The organism is Sulfurovum sp. bin170 (assembly GCF_010892395.1).
Taxonomy (GTDB): Bacteria; Campylobacterota; Campylobacteria; order Campylobacterales; family Sulfurovaceae; genus UBA1140.
In genome coordinates this window covers 1-1,716 of the sequence record NZ_JAACKB010000368.1, presented here as the reverse complement: position 1 = coordinate 1,716, position 1,716 = coordinate 1, and the positions used below count along the sequence as shown (strand labels likewise).

At 36.2% G+C, this 1,716-nt stretch carries 2 protein-coding genes; both read left to right on the top strand.

What is annotated here, in order from left to right; translation table 11 throughout:
* The first annotated feature begins 4 nt into the window (after nt 1-4).
* A complete protein-coding gene (locus tag GSY74_RS08825) occupies nt 5-250 on the top strand; it encodes a type II toxin-antitoxin system RelE/ParE family toxin (RefSeq protein ID WP_164664740.1) in 246 nt (81 codons plus the stop codon).
* A complete protein-coding gene (locus GSY74_RS08820) occupies nt 250-1,587 on the top strand; it encodes an ATP-binding protein (RefSeq protein WP_255494592.1) in 1,338 nt (445 codons plus the stop codon). The genes GSY74_RS08825 and GSY74_RS08820 overlap by 1 nt, the downstream gene beginning before the upstream one ends.
* Nucleotides 1,588-1,716 lie beyond the last annotated feature (129 nt).

Genomic DNA, 1,716 nt, shown 5'->3' with positions numbered 1-1,716 from the left:
TAGTTTGAACGCTGTTTTGGATTATATCTCTTATGATAGTAAATATAGAGCAAATCGCTTTAGAGATGAGTTGAAAACAAAAATTGAAGCATTGGTTTTTATGCCTTATAAATTTAAACAATCTATCTATTTTGATGATGAGAATATTCGTGATTTGGTGTTTAAGGGTTATACTATTCCTTATAAGATAGATGAAGAGAAGAATCGGATTACTATTATTGGGATTAATAAATACAGAAAAGAGTTATGATGCTTAAAACCCAAGAAAATCAAGACATAGAGTTCAAAGAGTCATGGCGAGATGAGTACATAAAATGGATATGTGGTTTTGCCAATGCCAAAGGTGGAAAGCTCTATATTGGGGTGGATGATAGTGGTGAGGTTGTAGGGATTGACAATGCTAAAAAACTGCTAGAGGATATACCAAATAAGATAAGAGACATCTTAGGTGTTATTGTTGATATGGGTATGAGGGTTGAAGATGGCAAGGAGTATTTGGAGATTGTAGTAGAGCCATACCCTTATCCTGTGAGTTACAAGGTAGGAAGTACAAAGCAGGAGCTAAAAGGGGCTTCTCTCGATAGGTTTCTACTTGCAAAGAGAGGGATAAAATGGGATGGGGTTCCTGTTCCTTTCGTAGGGATGAATGATTTGGATAGTAGGGCTATTGAGATTTTTAAAGCCAAAGCTATTAAAAAGAGGAGGATTGATAGTGATATTTTGGATGAGAGTGACGAGAATATCATTGAGAAGCTTCATCTAAAAAAGGATGGTTATTTTAAAAGAGCTTCGTTACTGCTTTTTGGGAGAGATGTAGAGAAATATATTACAGGTTCTTATGTGAAGATAGGATATTTTAAGACCAATAGTGATTTGATATATCACGATAGAGTCGGTGGTAATATCTTGGAGCAGGTTGATAAGGTTATGGATTTGATATTTACCAAATATTTAAAAGCTTATATAAGCTATGAGGGTATCCAAAGGGTTGAGACCTTTCCTATCTCGCAGTTGGCATTTAGAGAGGCTCTGGTCAATGCGATAGTTCACAAAGATTATGGCGAACTCAACCCCATACAGATAAGCATCTATGATGATAAAGTGATGATTTGGAATAGTGGTGTTTTGCCAGAGAATTGGACTATTGAGACTCTGCAAAAGAAACACTCATCTGTACCGTATAATCCTGATGTGGCAAATACATTTTTCTTGGCAGGTTTTATTGAGTCTTGGGGGAGAGGGATAGAGAAGATTGTAGAGGAGTCCAAAAAGTTTAATGGGGTTGTTCCTAAGTTCTCTTGGCAGAATGGATTGTGGGTTGTGTTTGAATTTAATGAGTTGGATGCTAGGTCGGATATAGATATAGAAACTAGGGGGAAAACTAGGGGAAAAACTAGGGGAAAAACTAGTGATAAGATTATTGTTTTACTGAAAGAGGATAAACATATAACCAAAGAGGAGTTGGCTACTCAATTGGATTTAACGCTAAAAGGTGTTGAGTGGCAGATGAAAAAGCTTAAAGATGAGAATATCATTAGAAGAGTTGGTAGTGCTAGGAGTGGGTATTGGAAGATTGTGAATGAGTAGAATAGTGAAAGTTGAACTATACACACAATTTGTAATAAGTATGAAATCTTGGTTCACAGCCCAAATGGGTACCAGACGAAGCTTGTCTGTTAGTGAACCTAAGCATCAACAGTATAAGAATGAAGATTT

Coding starts and splice junctions, on each gene's coding strand:
- GSY74_RS08820 (WP_255494592.1), top strand. CDS start 250: ATGCTTAAAACCCAAGAAAATCAAGACATAGAGTTCAAAGAGTCATGG.